16 protein-coding genes are annotated in these 16,854 nt (G+C 64.1%); 9 read left to right on the top strand and 7 right to left on the bottom strand.

Annotation, left to right across the window (positions count from 1 at the left end; translation table 11 throughout):
- Positions 1–148 precede the first annotated feature (148 nt).
- Positions 149–1,924 (top strand): tetratricopeptide repeat protein, encoded by a 1,776-nt coding sequence (locus AC1DPX_RS14960; RefSeq protein WP_477237701.1) that lies wholly within the window; start codon positions 149–151, stop codon positions 1,922–1,924.
- A gap of 64 nt (positions 1,925–1,988) precedes the next feature.
- Here AC1DPX_RS14960 and AC1DPX_RS14955 read toward each other — a convergent pair whose 3' ends face one another.
- Complete coding sequence (locus tag AC1DPX_RS14955; protein WP_202355344.1) at positions 1,989–2,450, bottom strand: GNAT family N-acetyltransferase; 462 nt, start codon at positions 2,448–2,450, stop codon at positions 1,989–1,991.
- 267 nt (positions 2,451–2,717) lie between these two features.
- Between AC1DPX_RS14955 and AC1DPX_RS14950 the strand changes: the two genes are divergently transcribed.
- Entirely contained in the window at positions 2,718–3,662 is a 945-nt protein-coding gene (locus AC1DPX_RS14950) for a glycine--tRNA ligase subunit alpha (protein ID WP_202355343.1), read from the top strand.
- On the opposite strand, the gene AC1DPX_RS14945 is transcribed toward AC1DPX_RS14950, so the two are convergent.
- Positions 3,659–3,838, bottom strand: coding sequence for a hypothetical protein (locus AC1DPX_RS14945; protein ID WP_477237699.1), 180 nt, complete (start codon positions 3,836–3,838; stop codon positions 3,659–3,661). The genes AC1DPX_RS14950 and AC1DPX_RS14945 overlap by 4 nt on opposite strands.
- A 189-nt stretch (positions 3,839–4,027) precedes the next feature.
- Between AC1DPX_RS14945 and glyS the strand changes: the two genes are divergently transcribed.
- Both glyS and AC1DPX_RS14935 read left to right on the top strand, forming a co-directional pair.
- On the top strand, positions 4,028–6,184 hold the full coding sequence (gene glyS, locus AC1DPX_RS14940) for a glycine--tRNA ligase subunit beta (RefSeq protein ID WP_477237697.1): 2,157 nt from the start codon (positions 4,028–4,030) through the stop codon (positions 6,182–6,184).
- A gap of 176 nt (positions 6,185–6,360) precedes the next feature.
- Positions 6,361–6,699, top strand: coding sequence for an ATPase (locus AC1DPX_RS14935; RefSeq protein WP_477237695.1), 339 nt, complete (start codon positions 6,361–6,363; stop codon positions 6,697–6,699).
- 73 nt (positions 6,700–6,772) lie between these two features.
- Here AC1DPX_RS14935 and AC1DPX_RS14930 read toward each other — a convergent pair whose 3' ends face one another.
- Positions 6,773–7,162, bottom strand: a complete 390-nt coding sequence (locus tag AC1DPX_RS14930; RefSeq protein WP_202355339.1) for a hypothetical protein — start codon at positions 7,160–7,162, stop codon at positions 6,773–6,775.
- Positions 7,163–7,337: 175 nt separating this feature from the next.
- Positions 7,338–7,751: a hypothetical protein gene (locus tag AC1DPX_RS14925; RefSeq protein WP_477237694.1), complete on the bottom strand. Its 414-nt coding sequence runs from the start codon at positions 7,749–7,751 to the stop codon at positions 7,338–7,340.
- A 216-nt stretch (positions 7,752–7,967) separates the two neighbouring features.
- Here AC1DPX_RS14925 and AC1DPX_RS14920 point away from each other — a divergent pair, with 216 nt between their 5' ends.
- From AC1DPX_RS14920 to AC1DPX_RS14910, 3 genes are all read left to right on the top strand, one after another.
- On the top strand, positions 7,968–8,942 hold the full coding sequence (locus tag AC1DPX_RS14920; protein ID WP_477237692.1) for an L-threonylcarbamoyladenylate synthase: 975 nt from the start codon (positions 7,968–7,970) through the stop codon (positions 8,940–8,942).
- Between the two features lie 9 nt (positions 8,943–8,951).
- Positions 8,952–10,382, top strand: a complete 1,431-nt coding sequence (locus AC1DPX_RS14915) for an FAD-binding oxidoreductase (RefSeq protein ID WP_477237690.1) — start codon at positions 8,952–8,954, stop codon at positions 10,380–10,382.
- 184 nt (positions 10,383–10,566) lie between these two features.
- Positions 10,567–11,133, top strand: coding sequence for a DUF6101 family protein (locus AC1DPX_RS14910; RefSeq protein ID WP_010914851.1), 567 nt, complete (start codon positions 10,567–10,569; stop codon positions 11,131–11,133).
- Between the two features lie 248 nt (positions 11,134–11,381).
- Here the strand turns inward: AC1DPX_RS14910 and ubiA are convergent, their stop codons facing one another.
- Both ubiA and AC1DPX_RS14900 read right to left on the bottom strand, forming a co-directional pair.
- The gene (ubiA, locus tag AC1DPX_RS14905; RefSeq protein ID WP_477237688.1) at positions 11,382–12,365 is read right to left on the bottom strand and encodes a 4-hydroxybenzoate octaprenyltransferase; all 984 of its coding nucleotides are present in this window, start codon (positions 12,363–12,365) and stop codon (positions 11,382–11,384) included.
- A 68-nt stretch (positions 12,366–12,433) separates the two neighbouring features.
- The gene (locus AC1DPX_RS14900) at positions 12,434–13,345 is read right to left on the bottom strand and encodes a LysR family transcriptional regulator (RefSeq protein WP_477237686.1); all 912 of its coding nucleotides are present in this window, start codon (positions 13,343–13,345) and stop codon (positions 12,434–12,436) included.
- Positions 13,346–13,434: 89 nt separating this feature from the next.
- Here AC1DPX_RS14900 and AC1DPX_RS14895 point away from each other — a divergent pair, with 89 nt between their 5' ends.
- The gene (locus AC1DPX_RS14895) at positions 13,435–14,256 is read left to right on the top strand and encodes a phytanoyl-CoA dioxygenase family protein (RefSeq protein WP_202355333.1); all 822 of its coding nucleotides are present in this window, start codon (positions 13,435–13,437) and stop codon (positions 14,254–14,256) included.
- Between the two features lie 155 nt (positions 14,257–14,411).
- Positions 14,412–15,689 (top strand): phosphoribosylamine--glycine ligase, encoded by a 1,278-nt coding sequence (purD, locus tag AC1DPX_RS14890; RefSeq protein WP_477237684.1) that lies wholly within the window; start codon positions 14,412–14,414, stop codon positions 15,687–15,689.
- A gap of 9 nt (positions 15,690–15,698) precedes the next feature.
- Here the strand turns inward: purD and AC1DPX_RS14885 are convergent, their stop codons facing one another.
- Positions 15,699–16,811, bottom strand: a complete 1,113-nt coding sequence (locus AC1DPX_RS14885; protein ID WP_202359474.1) for a glycoside hydrolase family 25 protein — start codon at positions 16,809–16,811, stop codon at positions 15,699–15,701.
- Positions 16,812–16,854 lie beyond the last annotated feature (43 nt).

The raw sequence follows: 16,854 nt of genomic DNA, 5'->3' as shown, positions 1-16,854 counted from the left end.
TCCAGCCATGGTTTGTTAATCGGCTGACCCGATTGTGAATTTCAGGCGGATTGAAGCGCGACCCCAAAAAGGCCATGCTTTGCCCGGAAAGATCGAGTCTACGTCGATCCCGCTGACGCGGAGATGGCGCCTGGCTGAAAGGGATACGATGCAGCAAGGACGTGCGCGCTGGCTGACAAGGCTGGCAATTGTGACGGGCATGGCGATTTCGGCTCTGCCGGCCTATGCCAAGCAATCCACCGAACCGGTCAAGATCTCGTCGTTCTCTGGCGCCTATCTGGCAGCCCGGATCGCCGAAGGCGACAACGACCTCGACAGCGCCATCGCCTACTACAAGCAGGCCCTGGCCTTCGATCCGAGCGACACCGGCCTGCAGCAGAGCCTGATGCTGTCGCTGATCGCGCAGGGCCGATTCGACGAATCCCTGGTCTATGCCGACAAACTCAAGGAAGTGCCCGATGTCGAGCGCTTCTCGCGCCTGGCGCTGGCGGTCGATTCCTTCCACAAGAAGGATTTCACCAAGGCGCAGTACTGGCTCAAGCTGTCGCTGGAATCCGACCTCGACAGGCTGATCTCCGGCGTGATGTCGGGCTGGGCTGAACAGGGGGCTGGCCACGCAAGCGATGCAATGGCTTCGATCGACAAGCTGCAAGGACCGGACTGGTTCGGCCTGTTCAAATCCTTCCACCGCGCCCTGGTCGCCGATGCCTCCAACATGCCCGACAAGGCCGAGGCGATCTACGCCGCGACCATGCAGGATACCGCCGCCGGCGGTGCCGCGCCCGAAACCTGGATGCGCAATGCGCAGGCCTATGCCTCGTTCCTGGCCCGCAAGGGCGACAAGGCCAAGGCGATCTCGGTGCTCGACCAGGCCGAGGCGTTTTCGCCGGGTAAGCTCGAAATCGTCGCTTTGCGCGACAGGATCGCCAAGGGCGACAAGATCGCGCCCTTCGTTTCCGGTCCCTCCGACGGCGCATCCGAAATCCTGCTCGACCTCGCCACCGCGCTCAATCGGGGCGGCGGCGAGCCGTTCGTTCGCCTTTACCTGCAATATGCGCTGGCACTGCGGCCCGACAGCGACGCGGCCCTGGTGCAGCTCGCCGCCGTCGCCGAACAGCTGAAGGACGGCGAGGGCGCCATCGCGCTCTATCGGCGCATCCCCGATTCGTCGCCGCTGAAGGAGCTTTCGGACCTGCAGCTTGGCCTCAACCTTGCCGATCTCGACCGCCATGAAGAGGCGATCACGCATCTGAAGGCTTTCGTCGAGGCGCATCCCAACGACATGCGCGCCTATCTTGCGCTTGGCGGGGTCTATTCCTCCAAGGAGGATTTCCGCTCGGCCGCCAATCTCTACGACAAGGCCGTCGAAGTGCTGAAGACGCCGACCGCGGCCAACTGGAACATCTTCTACCAGCGCGGCATCGCCTATGAGCGGCTGAAGGAATGGCCGAAGGCCGAGCCGAATTTCCGCAAGGCGCTGGAACTGCAGCCGGACCAGCCGCAGGTGCTGAACTATCTCGGCTATTCCTGGGTCGACATGAACACCAACCTGAAGGAAGGCCTGGCGATGATCCAGAAGGCCGTCGATCTCAGGCCGAGCGATGGTTACATCGTCGATTCCCTGGGCTGGGCCTATTTCCGCCTCGGCCGCTTCGATGACGCGGTGCGCGAGATGGAGCGCGCCGTATCGCTGAAGCCGGAAGATCCGGTTCTCAACGACCATCTCGGCGACGCCTACTGGCGCGTCGGCCGCAAGCTGGAAGCCACCTTCCAGTGGAACCAGGCCCGCGACCTGAAGCCCGATCCCGATGTGCTGGCCACCTTGCAGCAGAAGCTGATGAAGGGCCTGCCGCCGATCGAGTCCAACACGGCGCAGGAGACCCCCAAGGTCAAGCCGGAGCCGGTCCCCGCCCCGAAGGGGTGAGATCTGCTATGTGAATACGAACGGGGCTCTTTTCAGGGCCCCGTTTTTGTTTGAAGTGGCGTCCTCAGAACAGTTTGCGATAGACGACGAAGCCGGAGCGCTCGCCGATCTTATCATAGAGCTTCATGGCGGTTTGGTTGGTTTCGTGCGTCAGCCAGTACACCCGGCCTGAGCCGGCGGCTTGGGCGCGCTCGTAGACGCCTTCGATCAGCGCCCGGCCGATGCCTTTTCCACGCGAAGCCTGGGTGGTGAAAAGATCCTGCAAATAGCAGTTCGGCGCGATCGCCGTCGTGCTGCGATGAAAGAGATAGTGCACGAGGCCGAGGAGCTGTCCCTCGCTTTCGGCCACCAGCGCATGGACCGGTTCGTAGGCGTCGAAGAAGCGCGACCATGTCATCGCGGTGATCTCGCTTGCCAGCGCCGTCTCGCCCGAGCGGCCATAAAACGCGTTGTAGCCATCCCAGAGCGGCAGCCACCGGTCGAAATCCTGCCGCGTGACCGGGCGGACGATGATGGAACTGGGCATGGCTGGACCTGTCGTCGTTGCTGTGGGCTATAGGGGACGAAACAGAACCCAGGCTCCCGAGGCCGGCAATAGGCCAGTCCTCGGCAAAGCCTTCAACACCGCGCGGCATACTCATGGCGATCCGCATCCGGCTCGCCCCTTGCTTGACGCTTCGCCGCCGTGTCTCTAGGACGTGCCGGCAAGAGCATGATCCCGAAAAGCGGATACCGGTTTTCGGAGAAGATCATGCTCAAGGACAGGCTCTAGCCTTTGCTGTCGAGGCCACCCGTGACGATTGAAATTCCCGCCCATATGCATCCCAGCCGCTCGTTCCAGGGGCTGATCCTGACCTTGCACAATTACTGGGCGGCCTATGGTTGCGTCATCCTCCAGCCCTACGACATGGAGGTCGGCGCCGGCACGTTTCATCCGGCAACGACGCTGCGCGCGCTTGGGCCGAAGCGCTGGAACGCCGCCTATGTCCAGCCCTCGCGCCGTCCCAAGGATGGCCGCTATGGCGAGAACCCGAACCGGCTGCAGCATTATTACCAGTACCAGGTGATCCTGAAGCCGAACCCGCCGAACCTGCAGGAGCTCTATCTCGGCTCGCTTCAGGCGATCGGCGTCGACCCGCTGCTGCATGACATCCGCTTCGTCGAGGACGACTGGGAAAGCCCGACGCTCGGCGCCTGGGGGCTTGGCTGGGAATGCTGGTGCGACGGCATGGAAGTCTCGCAATTCACCTATTTCCAGCAGGTCTGCGGCATCGAATGCGCGCCGGTGGCGGGCGAACTGACCTACGGGCTGGAGCGGCTAGCCATGTATGTGCAGGGCGTCGACAATGTCTACGACCTCAACTTCAACGGCCGCGAGGGCGCCGACAAGGTGACCTATGGCGATGTCTTCCTGCAGGCCGAGCAGGAATATTCGCGCCACAATTTCGAATACGCCAACACGGCGATGCTGCTCAGGCACTTCGAAGATGCCGAGGCCGAATGCAAGGCGCTGCTCGAGGCCGGCGCGCCGGCTTCGAACGACAATCTGCCGATGCACAAGATGGTCTTCCCGGCCTACGACCAGTGCATCAAGGCCAGCCATGTCTTCAACCTGCTCGACGCGCGCGGCGTGATCTCGGTGACCGAGCGGCAAAGCTACATCCTGCGCGTGCGTAATCTGGCGAAAGCCTGCGGCGAGGCGTTTTTGAAGACGCAGGCCGGTGGTTTGGCGGCCTAACCTGCTGCTTTCGAGAGGGCGGCGGACGCGCTGATCGGCGGAACGTGCTGACCGGTGGCACCGTCGATCGTCCTTAACGCCTGCCGCACGCCCGGCATTGAGAAGGCGCCATGGACCTGCGCGGTGAAGCAGGCGCTGAGCGCGAGGATCTGCAGAAGTCTGGATGCCGTTTCCATGGTCGTTCAGCCAATAGTTTCCTGCCTGAGCGTGGGTCGCTTCAGCGCCGCGTTCGGTTCATGGGAATCTTTGATCCAAGGACGGGCCGGATCGCCTTGTCCCGACAGGGCGGTCAAAATTTCTGGAAAGGGTGACAGCGGCCAGCCGAGTTGCTATGCCGCGCTCACCATTGCTGCGTGAGCCTCCATATGCCTGACCTGCTTCTAGAACTTCGCTCCGAGGAAATCCCCGCGCGCATGCAGCGCAAGGCGGCGGGTGATCTCAAGAAGATGCTGACCGACGGTCTGGTCGAGGCGGGTCTGACCTATGAGGCGGCGCGCGAATACTGGACGCCGCGGCGCCTGACGCTCGACATCAGGGGCCTGACGGCGCGCTCGAAGGATATACGCGAAGAGATCAAGGGGCCGTCGACGACGGCGCCCGAGCAAGCGGTCCAGGGGTTCCTGCGCAAGGCAGGGCTGTCCTCGGTCGCCGAGGCGCACGTCCATTCCGACCCGAAGAAGGGCGACTTCTATGTTGCCCATATTTCGAAGCCGGGCAGGGCGGCCGAAGAGATCATCGCCGACCTTGTGCCGGGCATCATCCGCAATTTCCCCTGGCCGAAATCGATGCGCTGGGGGCCGGCCTCGGCCAAGCCGGGCTCGCTGCGATGGGTGCGACCGCTGCAATCGATCCTGTGCACCTTCGGCCCGGAGACCGAGGAGCCTGTCGTGGTCGATTTCGCGATCGACGGCATTCGCTCCGGCAACACCACTTACGGCCACCGTTTCATGGCGCCGGGCGAAATCACCGTGCGCCGCTTCGACGACTATGTGAGCAAGCTGGAGGCGGCCAAGGTCGTGCTCGACGCCGACCGGCGCAAGGAGATCATCCTTGCCGATGCCCGCAACCTCGCTTTCGCCAACGGGCTCGATCTGGTCGAGGACGAAGGCTTGCTTGAAGAGGTATCAGGCCTGGTCGAATGGCCTGTCGTGCTGATGGGCGAGTTCGAGCAGGATTTCCTGGCCATTCCGGCCGAAGTGATCCGCCTGACCATCCGCGCCAACCAGAAGTGCTTTGTCACGCGCCCGCAAGGGGAAGGCGAGGCGCTTTACAACCGCTTCATCCTCACCTCCAACATCGAGGCCAGGGACGGCGGCAGGGAGATCGCGCACGGCAACGGCAAGGTGGTGCGCGCCCGTCTGTCCGACGCGCTCTATTTCTGGACGACTGACCAGGGCGATCTGCCCGATCTCGGCGAACTTGACGCATCGACGAAGAAGTTCGGGCTCGATCTGAAAAAGCCGCTCGACCAGCGCATGGCCCGCCTCGACCATCTCGGCGTCACCTTCCACGCCAAGCTAGGCACGCAGGGCGAGCGGGTGGGGCGGATCAGGCGGCTCGCAGAGGAACTGGCGCCGACCGTCGGTGCTGACCCGACGCTCGCCGCTCGCGCCGCCGTTCTCGCCAAGGCCGATCTCACCACTGAAGTCGTCGGCGAGTTTCCGGAACTGCAGGGCGCCATGGGCCGCAAATATGCGTTGCTCCAGGGCGAACACCCATCCGTGGCCGCGGCCATCGAGGAACATTACAAGCCGCAAGGCCCGTCCGATTATGTGCCGAGCGATCCGGTTTCGGTCGCGGTCGCGCTTGCCGACAAGCTGGATACGCTGGTCGGCTTCTGGGCCATCGATGAAAAGCCGACGGGGTCGAAGGATCCGTATGCGCTGCGTCGCGCTGCGCTCGGTGTAGTCAGAATCCTGGTTGAAGACCGAATTCAATTGCGGCTGTCTTCGCTCTTCGCGAGCGCCGGCGCGCGCTACGCAGGCAGTGGCGCGGACCAGATACGAGACCTCCTGGCGTTCTTCCACGACCGCCTGAAGGTCTACCTTCGCGACCAGGGCGCCCGCCACGATCTCATCGACGCCGTCATCACGCCGCAGTCCGACGACCTGCTGCAGATCGTGCGCCGCGTGGAAGCGCTCGGCTCCTTCCTTGACACCGAGGACGGCAAGAACCTGCTTGCCGGCACCAAGCGTGCGGCCAACATCCTGGCTGCCGAGGAGAAGAAGAAAACGGCGGTCGCCGAAACCGTTGAGCCGGCTTTGTTCAAGGAGAATGCCGAGAAATCGCTGTTTGCAGCGGTGAATCAGGCCGAGAAGCAAGCCGGCGAAGCGATTCAAAACGAAGACTTTTCCGCCGCCATGCTGGCGCTTAGCGCGTTGCGCGAACCCGTTGATTCATTCTTTGAAGGTGTTCTCGTGAATGATGAGGACTTGTCCGTACGTGCCAACCGTCTGGCGCTGCTCACGCGCATCCGCGCGGCCACGGGTCAGGTCGCGGATTTCTCGAAAATCGCCGGTTGAGCAGCATGATCCCGAAAAGTGGGCACCGGTTTTCGGATAAGATCATGCTCAGACAAAAGAGGCCGCAGGCCCAGGAAAAATATCTTCCAGCCGGCCGTTCGAGCCGGCTTACAGTCATATGACGATGATCTCTCCGTGGCAAAAGGGACATGTTCCCCAACCCAACGGAGGCTTCCATGAATTCCGATCACGACATCGAAGTGACTGAAGAAACCTCGGCCGCCGCCGAGGCGCTTGAATCCGCTTCCGAAACCGCCCTCGATCATGCCGCTGCCACGGCTGTCGAAGCCGCTGATCTGTCTGATGACGAAGAAGAAGGCGACGACGAAGACGGCGAAGAGTCCGACGAAGACGGCGCTGAAGCCGCCACGCTCTCGGGCGATGACGATGAAGACGAAGATGAGGACGAGGACGACGCCGATGAAGCCGTGAAGGCCGAAGGCGATGAGGGCGAAGAAGAATCCGAAGACGACGAGTCCGAGGAAAACGACGACGACAAGGAAGAAGCGGCCTGAGATTTTCGGTTCTGTCGAGAAGAGGGGGCGGCGCATCGGCGCCGCCCTTTTTGTTCATCTTCCCGGACGCTTGTCAGTTCTCCAGGATGCTGACGCGCACGCTGTTTTCGTAGACGTCGACCTGGATCAGCGGTTCGCCATTGACGATGGCGCGCTTGGTCGACGAACTCATCGCGCCGGGGCGCTCCAACATGCGCTGCAGGTCAGCGCGCTGGTCGTTGGTCCTGAACCAGGCATCACCCTCATCGTCGCTGTCGCGGCGATGGAATTTGTGCCAGTTGGCGCGGTCCTGCCGCACCATCTGCGCGGCGCTGTCCAACGCATAGCCGTCGCTCGCCTGATGATCCCGATCGGAAATGCGCGCGACATAGGATCCCAGCATGTCATCGGCTTGCGCTGCGCCGGCGCCCAGCAGCGACGCCAGCAGAAGCCCTGCCACGGTAACGGTCTTGGATAGTCTCATGATCAACCCCCTTTGAAACGACGAAGCTCGTCTGCCGTCTTTTGCCTCGATCGCTTGACCAAATTCAGGCGGCGGCATCCAGCGACCAGATACGCCAGGACGAACTCGCTCGGCAATGGTGCGCAGGGCGCCGTCAAGCTGTCAACGATCCGGCCAGCCCAGCAATTCGTGGCCGCTACTTGACCTTGCCGACCCCGGGAACGGGCGGCGATGCGGCTGCCGGTGCGGCAGGCTTCTTCTGCGTGCCCGACGCCGGAGCCGCCGAGGCGGTTGCCTGGGCCGGAGCGGGAGCGGGAGCGGGAGCGGCGGCGGTGGTCGCGGCTGGCGCCTTGGCTTGCGCCGGTGTCGAGAAGTCGCCGCCGACGACGCCGCCGCGAATGATCATCGGGCTTGACATGAAGCCGTGCCGCGCCTCGGACGCGTCGGGGATAGCCGCCACCTTCTCATAGGTGACGTCGGGCTCGCCGAGCGCGACGACGGACACCACATCGCTTGCCTTGATGTCGGCTGTCTTCAGGGTCAGGATGGAGGGCGTCGCGGCCGGCGCGCCGGGAAAGACCAGCGACGAGGCCTGAGCTCCGCTGGCCATCGTGGCCAGAGTTATTCCCAGCAATACGCGCACAGACACTGATATAGCTCCCCTTCGCCCAGAAGCTGCTCAATAGCAGGCCGGAATTGATGCCGGCTTTCCCACAAACATAGCATTTTAGGGATTGATAAATCGCCAAGACCCTCTCTTGCCGAACTGCCGCTTGCCCAACAGCCGCCATCGTACTACGCAGCCGGCATCTGCGAGGTGACGAGAGTGGCTGAGATACTTGCCGTCGGCGAGGCGTTGGAGCGGGCGCTGGCTTTGCTCGAGGGCGGCGATGTCGTCGCCATCCCGACCGAGACCGTCTACGGGCTTGCCGGCGACGCCACCAACGGGATTGGCGTGGCGCGCATCTTCGAAGCCAAGGGGCGGCCGCGCTTCAACCCGCTGATCGCCCATGTCGCCGACATGGCGATGGCCGAGCGCATCGCCGTGTTCGATCCGCTGTCGAAGAAACTCGCACAGGCGTTCTGGCCGGGTCCGCTGACCCTGGTGCTGCCGCAGCGGCCTGGCAACGGCATCCATCCGCTGGTCACGGCCGGGCTCGACACCATCGCCTTGCGCATGCCGAGGGGCTTTGGCGGCGACCTCATCGCAAAACTTGGCCGCCCGCTTGCCGCGCCCAGCGCCAATTCCTCCGGCAGGATCAGCGCGACGACGGCGGCAGCGGTGGCGGCCGATCTTGGCGCGCGCATCAAGCTGGTGGTCGATGGCGGCGCGACGCCCGTCGGGCTGGAATCGACCATCGTCAAGGCCGAAGGGGAAAGGCTGCGCCTGCTCCGGCCCGGTGGCATTGCCGCCGAGGAGATCGAGGCGGCGATCGGTATGGAGCTGTTGCGCGGTGGAGGGGCGGGCGTCGAGGCGCCGGGCATGCTTGCCTCGCACTATGCGCCGGGTGCCGCCATGCGGCTCAATGCCGGAAGGGTCGGCGAGGGCGAAGCGTTGCTCGGCTTCGGCGGCCAGCGGGCCGAAGGCTGGCGCCATGCGGCAGCCTTCCTGAACCTGTCCGCGTCTGGTGACCTGCGCGAAGCGGCGAGCAATCTTTTCGCCTACATGCAGGAACTCGATCGCAGCGGCGCGCGCACCATCGCCGTGGAGACCATTCCGTTCGTTGGGCTGGGGGAAGCCATCAACGACCGGCTCTCGCGTGCAGCCGCCCCCCGTGACAACGCACAGCCCACACCGTAGTTTTCCCGCATGACCGAAATCGCAACGACACTCGACCCCGCTATCATCGACCGCTTCGCGGCCATAGTCGGCGACAAATACGCGCTGCGCGACGAGCAGGACATCGCGCCTTACCTCGTCGAGCGGCGCGGGCTCTGGCACGGCGCGACGTCGCTGGTGCTGCGGCCGGGCAGTGTCGACGAGGTCAGCCGCATCATGCGGCTGGCGACCGAGACGGGAACGCCGGTCGTGCCGCAAAGCGGCAACACCGGGCTGGTCGGCGCCCAGGTGCCGGACAAGTCCGGCCGCGAGATCATCCTGTCGCTGTCGCGGCTGAACCGCGTCCGCGAAATCGACGTCCTGTCTAATACGGTAACGGCGGAGGCCGGCGTCATCCTGCAGACGCTGCAGGAAGCGGCCGATGCCGCCGACCGGCTGTTTCCGCTGTCGCTCGCAGCACAAGGCTCCTGCCAGATCGGCGGCAACCTGTCTTCCAACGCTGGCGGCACCGGCGTGCTGGCCTACGGCAATGCGCGTGAACTCTGTCTCGGCGTCGAGGTGGTGCTGCCGACGGGCGAGGTGTTCGACGACCTGCGCAAGCTGAAGAAGGACAACACCGGCTACGATCTGAAGGACCTGTTCGTCGGTGCCGAAGGCACGCTCGGGGTCATCACCGCCGCCGTGCTGAAACTGTTCCCGAAGCCGAAGGGGCGCGAGGTCGCGTTCGTCGGCCTGTCGTCTGCCGAAGCGGCACTGTCGCTGTTCAGCCTCGCGATGGACCGCGCCGGCGCTTCGCTCACCGCCTTCGAACTGATYGGCAAGAGACCCTACGATTTCACGCTGAGCCATGGTCAAGGTGTCGTGCGGCCGCTGGCCGATGACTGGCCCTGGTATGTCTTGATGCAGGTTTCCTCCGGCCGCTCGGAAGACGACGGCCGGGCGCTGATCGAAGAGGTGCTGGCGGATGGTCTCGAGCAAGGCATCGTTGGCGATGCGGTGGTCGCGGCAAGCCTTGCCCAGGGCGACGCTTTCTGGAATTTCCGCGAGACGCTGCCCGAATGCCAGAAGCCGGAGGGCGCTTCGATCAAGCACGACATTTCGGTGCCGATCGCATCGATCCCGCGCTTCATCGAAGAGGCGGCCGGCGCGGTGGCGTCGGTCAGTGCCGGTGCCCGCGTGGTCTGCTTCGGCCATATGGGCGACGGCAACCTCCACTATAACATCTCGCGGCCCGTCGATGGCGACGACGAGGCGTTTCTCGCCCTCTACCATCCCATGAACAAGGCCGTGCACGATGTCGTGCGCTCCTTCCACGGCTCGATCTCGGCCGAGCATGGCATCGGCCAGCTGAAGCGCGACGAACTGATCGCCACCGCGCCGCCGATGGCCATCGATCTGATGCGCCGGGTGAAAGCTGCCTTCGACCCCGCCGGCATCATGAATCCCGGTAAGGTTATCTGATCCTTTCAACATCTAGTGGTCAGTGGCATTCCGATAACCATCCCCGAGATCAGCAAAATTTAACCGACTTTCTTAAGCGCGGCGGTAAGGACCCCACGCTACTGTTTCCCCATAACGAGGCCGGGAAAACTGGCCCGGAGAGAACCGGACACCGGCTCTCAGGAGACAGACAGGAAGGCACTCTATGAACACCGGACTGAAGCCAGTCTGGGCGGGACGCAACATGCGCCTCGACCCATTCCGACTGCCCCAGATGGTCAGCTACGCCACGCGCGACGATTATGGCGACGTGACGTTCACCATCGACCACCGTGGCGCCGTGATCCGCCGCATGCTCGAGATGAGCGGCGTGCCGGCGATCATCGCCCTTCCGGCCAATGCGTTCCGCGGCGTTGCCGCCCGCGCAATGGAGGATCCGGAGGGCAATGTCACGGTGACCCTGGAACTCCTGCACAATGATCCGATGCTGTCGGTGCCGCTTTTGGTGGCCGACGATCTCGACGATGTCGCCGCCGACTGGCGCGCCTGGGCCGATGCCTACCGCCTGCCGATGYTGTTGATCGAATCGGACGGCGTCGCCCGCACGCTGGAAGAATCGCTCGGCGCCGCCATCAAGACGCTGCCGCCGCAGGATCGCCGCAAGGGCCGCGTTTCCAATACGCGCCGTCCGCGCTTCCTTGCCCGCCGCAGGGCCGGCAACCTCGGTCTCAGGCTGGTCATCGACGGCCAGGAGATCATTTCGCGCGATTAGCCTTCTTCTCCCCGTCACTATACGGGGAGTTGAGGAGCGGTCCGCGAAGCGGACCAAAAGCCAACTGCTTGGCTTTTCGAGTGACGAACGCCCGGCAGGGCGATGAGGGGCGGCGCTGACCTAAGTGTTCGGCCACCATCTTAATTGAGTGTGCGCTGGTTCGCCGCTGAACCTCGCTTCACGGTTGGCGCTGCCCCTCATCCGGCTGCCGCCACCTTCTCCCCGTATAGTGACGGGGAGAAGGAAGACTACACCAGCGGCTTCAGCGCCACCCATACTGCACCGCCGATCAGGCCGAGGAAGATCAGCCAGCCGACCTGGTTGTTCGACCGGAACAGCCGCAGGCATTGGTCCGGATCGTTGATATCCAGCACGGCGATCTGCCGGGCCATATGGGCGCCGGCGGCGATCAATCCGGCGAGCGCCACGACCGGCGCCTGCGCCGAGGCGAAGGCGATCGCGAAGCAGATCAGTGTGCCGCCGTAAAGCCCGGCCAGCCACGATTTGGTGTTGTCGCCGAACAGCCGCGCCGTCGAGCGCACGCCGACAATGGCGTCGTCTTCCTTGTCCTGATGCGCATAGATCGTGTCGTAGCCGATCACCCACAGGATCGAGCCGATATAGAGCATGATGGCGGGGCCATCGAGATCGCCGAACTCGACCGCCCATCCCATCAGCGCGCCCCAGGAAAAGGCAAGGCCGAGAAACAGTTGCGGCCAGTTGGTTATCCGCTTCATGAATGGATAGATGGCCACGACCACCAGCGAGCAGATGCCGAGCAGGATGGCGAAGCTGTTGAACTGCAGGAGCACGACAAGGCCGACCAGGGCCTGCAGGACAAGAAACACCCAGGCCCGCCGGCGCGTGGTCTGGCCCGACGGCAGCGGGCGCGAGCGGGTGCGCTCCACCTGGTTGTCGATGTTCTCGTCGACGATGTCGTTGTAGGTGCAGCCGGCTCCGCGCATGGCGATGGCGCCGACCAGGAACAGCACGAGATACAATGGCGCCGGCAGCAGCGAGAGCAGCGGGTCGCCGGGACGCGGATAGGCGCTCGCGGCAAGTGCTGCCGACCACCAGCACGGCCACAAAAGCAACTGCCAGCCGATAGGCCTGTCCCATCGCGCAAGCTGCGCATAAGGCCAAACCGCGCGCGGCAGCACGTGGTAGACCCAATGGCCGTTCGGCGCATCGGCAACACGGCCTTGGGCCGCTTTCGACTGGATGGTTTCCATACCTATGGAGTGGCAGCAGCCGCGGAAACCGTCAAGCGGGAAGCGGGCGACGGGCGGCCGTCAACCTGTCACGACGCGAAGATGTCGCGCGTCGAAAACCAGACCTTCGCCGTCTCGACGAATGCCAATACCGCATTCGACACGCGCTGGTGTGTGTCATAGGTGAGGATGATGCGCTGCATCGGCAGCGGATCCGACAGCGGCTTGCAGATCAAGGGCAGGCCGTCATAGCTGCGGTCGCCTTGCGGGCGGGTGTAGCTGACGGCGACACCAAAACCATTCGCCACCATGCTGCGCTGGAGTTCGAACGAACTTGTCGCCCTGTCGGCGACCGGCGAGAGGCCGCGACTGCGGAACAGGTCGAGCATGTGCTGCCAGCTTTGCGGTTGGTCCGTCGTGATCAGCGGATAGGCGGCCAGGTCCGCCAGGCTGACCTCGGCGCGGTCCGCCAGCTTATGGCCGGCCGGCAACAGCGCATGCGGCCGCAACTCGTGCAGCAGGATGCGGGCGAAATGCGCGGGCAGGCCGAGATCGTAGCTGAGGCCGAGATCGAGGGCGGCATCCGCCAGACGCCGCCCGAGCGTCTCGAACGTCTCGTCGCGAACGATGACATCGACATTTGGATGGCGTTCGGAGAAAGCGCGGATGAGACCCGGCGCGAAATACGGCGCCAGATCCTCGAAACATCCAAGCACCAGCTCGCCGCCGACAGCTGAATTGCCCGAGCCCAGGCTCATCAACTCATCCGTCTCGGCAAGAACCTGTTTTGCCTTGGCCACGACGACGCGGCCGAAGGAGGTCAGCGAAACGCCGCTTCCGCGCTGGCGCACGAACAGTTTCTGGCCGAAATTCTTTTCGATCGCGTCGATCGCCACCGAAATCGAGGGCTGGGAGATGTTCAGAGTTTTGGCCGCGCTGGTTACGCTGCCGTGGCGGGCGACGGCGACCAGGTAGCGCAGTTGAATGAGGGTGAGGTTCATAGTTTTGTTCTATGTGTCAGATGAGAAGTTATTATTTTACTGAATGAATTGATGTTGCGATAGTCGGTTCATCCCAAGAGGAGAACGCCATGGCTTCCCTGACTGCCGCCCGCGCCATCGACACCGGCCTGATCGATGCGGACACCATTGCCGACTACCAGCGTGACGGCGCCGTCTGCATCCGCGGCGCCTTCAAGGGCTGGGTCGATACGATTGCCGCCGGCATCGAGCGCAATATGCAGAACCGCAGCGCCACCGCGTCCGACATCGCCAATGGCCGTGGCAGTTTCTTCGACGATTACTGCAACTGGGAGCGCATTCCCGAATTCGTCGAGGTGGTGCGGAAGTCGCCGGCCGCCGAACTGGCGGCGGCGGTGATGCAGTCGCGCACCGCGCAGTTCTTCCACGATCATGTGCTGGTCAAGGAGCCGGGCACGCAGAAGCCGACGCCCTGGCATCAGGACATCCCCTATTATTTCGTCGATGGCCAGCAGACGGTCAGTTTCTGGATCCCCATCGATCCGGTGAAGGAGGCGACGCTGCGCCTGATCGCCGGCTCGCACAAATGGGACAAGATGATCCTGCCGGTGCGCTGGCTCGACGACAGCAATTTTTATGCCGGTGAGGGCGACTACCTGCCGGTGCCCGATCCCGACAACGATCCGTCGATGAAGGTGCTTGAATGGGAGATGGAGCCGGGCGACGCCATCCTGTTCGATTTCCGCACCGCGCACGGCGCGCGCGGCAATCTGACAGCGGCCCGGCGCCGGGCGCTGTCGCTGCGCTGGGTCGGCGACGATGCCCATTATGTCGAGCGGCCGGGCCGCACCTCGCCGCCCTATCACGGCCATGGCATGCAGCCGGGCCAGAAACTGCGTGAGGACTGGTTCCCGGTCGTTTTTCCCGGCTGAGTCGAATTGCCAGAAAATCGGCGGCGATGGCCGCCGCCGATTTTCTGCTGGATAACGTTCCCGTGCGCAATTCGGATCAAAACACCCTGATGCCTTGACCCGTCGCCCGGAGAGCAATAGCGGGTGCTCTCCAGGGTTTGCATCAAGAGGTGGCCATGAACGTTCTTCTTCTGGGCTCCGGCGGCCGCGAACATGCGCTTGCCTGGAAGATCGCCGCCTCGCCGCTGCTGACCAAGCTCTACGCGGCTCCCGGCAATCCCGGCATCGGCGCCGAGGCTGAACTGGTAAAGCTGGACGTTGCGGATCACGCCGCCGTCGCCGCCTTCTGCCGCGAGAAAAAGATCGACCTCGTCGTGGTCGGTCCGGAAGGGCCGCTGGTCGCCGGCATCGCGGACGATCTGCGCGCTGAAAACATCCGCGTCTTCGGCCCTTCGAAGGCCGCCGCGCGGCTAGAAGGGTCGAAGGGTTTCACCAAGGACCTTTGCGCCCGATACGACATCCCCACCGCCGCCTATGGCCGTTTCAACGATCTGGCCTCGGCCAAGGCCTATGTCGAAAAGACGGGCGCGCCGATCGTCATCAAGGCCGATGGGCTCGCCGCCGGCAAGGGTGTCACCGTCGCAATGACCCTGGACGAGGCGAGGGCGGCCCTCGATGCCTGTTTCGAGGGTTCCTTCGGCGCTGCCGGCGCGGAGGTGGTGGTCGAAGAATTCATGACTGGCGAGGAGGCGAGTTTCTTCTGCCTTTGCGACGGCACCACAGCGCTGCCCTTCGGCACCGCGCAGGACCACAAGCGTGTCGGCGACGGCGACACCGGCCCCAACACCGGCGGCATGGGCGCCTATTCGCCGGCTCCGGTGATGACGCCGGAGATGGTCGAGCGCACCATGCGCGAGATCGTCGAACCGACCATGCGCGGCATGGCCGAGCTTGGCGCGCCCTTCGCCGGCATCCTGTTCGCCGGGCTGATGATCACGGACAGGGGACCGAAGCTGATCGAATACAACACCCGCTTCGGCGACCCGGAATGCCAGGTGCTGATGATGCGGCTGAAGGACGACCTGCTTGTGCTGCTCAACGCCGCCGTCGACGGTCAGCTGGCGCACACGTCGATACGCTGGCGCGACGAGGCAGCGCTCACCGTGGTGATGGCGGCGCGGGGCTATCCCGGCACGCCGGAAAAAGGCTCGGTCATCCGCGGCGTCGAGGACGCGGCTGGCGACGGCGTCCAGATCTTCCACGCCGGCACCGCCATCAATGGCGGCGCGCTGGTTGCCAATGGCGGCCGTGTCCTCAATGTGACGGCGACCGGGACCACGGTCGGCGAGGCGCAGAAGCGGGCCTATGCCGCGCTCGACCGGATCGACTGGCCGGATGGCTTCTGCCGCCGCGACATCGGCTGGCAGGCCGTGGCGCGCGAGAGGGCGAGCTGAGATTTCGGTTTACGGCTGACCGCGATCGATTTCGGTCGAACCGGTGCTGACCGGGTCGGCCGCGGCGAAGGCTGCGTTCAACTGCTCGGGTGAGCGTTGTCCGGTCCGCTTCCAGGCGACATATTGGACGATGCCGAAACCCGGCCTGCGCGGCACCGTCTTCACGACCGGCATATGGAACCCCTCGCGGAATTTCGACCAGCGCGAGCCGAGCACCGAGACCATTTCCTCGAAGGTCGGCGGCGTTGCCACATCGGCGTAAATGAGGGTGGTCTTGCCGGCGAGCGCGGCTTCGCGCGAGAGCGGCACCGGCACGCTGGCAAGATAGTCGGATGGCACGTCGATCAGCCCGCCAAAGGGCCATTGCTGGCGCAGCGTAGCGGCATCCGTCGGCACGACGTTGACGTCGATATTGTTGGGCGTGCCGGCAACCCTGTAGGGGCAACGGAAGCGGCCGCAATTGGCCTGCGCCGAAAATTGCCAGAGCGCGTAGCCCTGCCAGTTGCCCATCGGGAAATGCACGTCGATATCAGGTTTGTAGCGTGCGTACCAAAGCGGCAGCCGCGACAGGAGCCGGTATTTGTAACGATTGTCGGCGATGTACTGCGCGGTCTTGCCGTTGGTGTAGAGCACCGGGAAACGGCCGACGCGCCGGTGCACCTGGCGCACGAACTCCTCCGCATCGTCAAGCGACATCCATTGCGAGGGATCGATGCCTTCGATGTCGAGCGCCATGAGATCGTCCGGCGCGGGATCGGCGAAATCGAGGAAATTATTGGCCTGCTCGACCGGATTGCCGGGCCGGGCAAGATGATAGGCCCCCCATTTCATGCCGAGCGCCTTGGCCACGACCCGGCGCGTCTGGAACAGTTCGCGCGTCACCGCATGGCGCTTCCACAGCGCCTTGCACAGCTTCACGTCGGTGTCGCTGCCGAAACAGAAATAGGGCGGCGGCATGCCGTCGGAGGCCTTGTTGATGAAGGCGGCGATGCGCTTGTCGGTGGCAAGCTGCCCCCAGTCGATGGGATTGTACTCGTAGGCGTCGATGACTAGAGCGCGGTCGGCGTTCTTCCATGGCTCGGAGAAGTCCGAGGCCGTTGCCGCCGATATCAGCGCCATCATCGCCGCAAGAGCGATCGCTGAGCGGCGAAGAAGATGCGCCGGC

The organism is Mesorhizobium sp. 01N446 (assembly GCF_056399285.1).
Note: the sequence above shows the minus strand (reverse complement) of the source record. Positions and strands in the feature narration are given on the sequence as shown.